The 2,235-nt window shown below is 45.6% G+C and carries 2 protein-coding genes; both read right to left on the reverse strand.

Annotated elements, in window-relative coordinates:
* On the reverse strand, window positions 1-825 hold an 825-nt coding region (locus PPL9_RS32550; RefSeq protein WP_161831441.1), incomplete at its 3' end, for a hypothetical protein.
* Between the two features lie 23 nt (window positions 826-848).
* Window positions 849-1,469: a DUF1629 domain-containing protein gene (locus PPL9_RS23740; RefSeq protein ID WP_057465039.1), complete on the reverse strand. Its 621-nt coding sequence runs from the start codon at window positions 1,467-1,469 to the stop codon at window positions 849-851.
* Window positions 1,470-2,235: the final 766 nt, after the last annotated feature.

The raw sequence follows: 2,235 nt of genomic DNA on the forward strand, positions 1-2,235 counted from the left end.
GTTATCATGGCCCTGACCATTGATGTTTCCTTTAAACTTAACGGCTGTAAGTTCGCGGGCAAGAATGTCCGCTCTGACATCATTTGACCAGCGGATCTCCCCATCAGGATAAAAAATCCGAGATGTTTCCGGAAACTCATCGATGAATGTCTGTCCGTTGATATCAGCATCGCCAATACGGACCGCCGAGATTTTGCTGTAAAGCGGATGGTCTACAACGGCATCATACTCAAAATTTGCCTCAATGGACTTGAGGTAAGAGCTAACTTGATCCTTTGAATCCCAACGTGGATCCGCTGAGTTGAGCCCCAGACTATAAAGCCCGCCACCACTGTCAACATCGGTAAACTCTGGAGAGAAGCCATCCAAAACATCTTGTTGCAAAAACTGGACTTTGACGAAATCCGTGAAATTCTTGTAGGAACTGCGAGCCTCTGCTGGAGAAAGTTCTCCGCTCCTGATCTGATCTCGCAACACATTGAAGTATTTGGTGCTTTCGCTTAGTTTAGCATTAGGGTCGAAGAACATTGCGTCAAAAGTCGGCGAGTGCTTACCCGAATGGGCTGCTACCCCCAGAATGGAGCTAGCATAAGAGGTATTGGCTGTGTTGGAGCCCGGCAGCAACACACCATTGGAAGCCGAGTTGGCGTCCAGATGCTCCGTGACCGGTAAGTCACTGTTCATATAATGGAAAATCTCTTGCAACTTGGGTGCTAAAGTCGTTTTTGCATGAACATGAGCGCCTTGGAAGCCAGTGCCACTGACATCGCCAAATCCAGACAGATCACTCAGGTCAGGGCGTGTCAAATCATCAAAATTAGCCATAATAAAATGTCCTGAAATCTGTATTAAGCAATCTGCATTGGATTATAATTGAGACCAGTCAGGTTCAATGCCTGCAACCGTTCGGCAAATTCATCAGAGATACAGCGACCCATGTTGAACTTATCGACCCATGCGTGATGACCTGCTATCTTATCTTTGGAATAAACGATTTTTACCTTTTCACCACGTGGAGGCCGGGGAATGAAGCCTCTTTCATTTCGCTCTGGCCAGCAGGCGGTATCGTGCAGGGTGTCCAGGCGCTTACAAAAAATGAAGAGATATCCCTCACCAATCTTGTCAGCCCCTTCGAAATAGTCCATCGGGAAAAACTGATGGGTATTTGGCTCAAGCTCTTCGAGAATGTCCTTGAACGCTTGAGGGACGAGGAGTGTATTGCTGATCCACCAATTGAAATCAAGCAATGGCCGTGTTTTGATTGAACAGTTAATGCGCTCCAGCTTGGTTGGCACGTGATCAGGTAAGATGGGGCGTCCTGCTTCCATGTCGCCTGACATGATCAATGCGCCACCATCAGGAGTTGGGTCAACCAACCGGATTTGCTTCTGATCACCATCTAAGGCAACGAATGAAGTTGTACTGTCATCAGTTTCAGGTTGCTTGCCGCCCGTAATGTGAAATGGCATAAGTATCTCTTTCGTATATCTGTTTTAACTTGTGAAATTACTGAGGAGTGAACCTCTTCATGATTAATCGCGCGGATTACACGAGCAATCAAAAAAAGGCACTTGATGAGGCGGTTTCGCCTCGCGAATGTAAAATGTCAGCGGTCCCGTTTGCCTTAGAAGAAATATGGTTTCCTGCAACTCTCCCTGGCCCTCCAGTGCTCTATAGAAAAATCTCCAACTTGTGCACGAAACATGCTTAAAATCGAAGGAGCCAATTCATGTCAATACACTTGTGAAAGATGTAAGTTTAATCAATGAAGTACTCTCAAGTATTCTGGCAGTAATACAAAGACAACAGAGCTTAAGCCTGCGAAAGAAAACGCTCGGAGCACATATATAAATAAAATATTTCATTTATACTTTGGTTGATGCCCAAAGTTCTATTCGAACCCCTCATAGGCCTGAATTTGCAGGGACACTTGGAACTCGTGTGGGCCAAGGTGGTGTCCTATAACTATTACCTCAATGAGTACGATATGACAGAGTTTCGAACGCAACCAAACATCTGTGGTATAATAATCGGAGCAGTTGAGTTTATCTAGACCGCTGGAATCATTATGTGATTCATAGGGGGAATGAAAACTGAAGTTCCTACGTTAGCTCAATGGCCAGACATCCTTTCATCCTTGTCATCCAGTCTTGATATCGAAGAAGCCGCAATCAAATTTGGGGCTTTGCTGCGAAAGCGTGAAATTTCAAGCGGACGAGATCTGCTGCGCCTTGC

The organism is Pseudovibrio sp. POLY-S9 (assembly GCF_001431305.1).
In the GTDB taxonomy this organism is placed as follows: Bacteria; Pseudomonadota; Alphaproteobacteria; order Rhizobiales; family Stappiaceae; genus Pseudovibrio.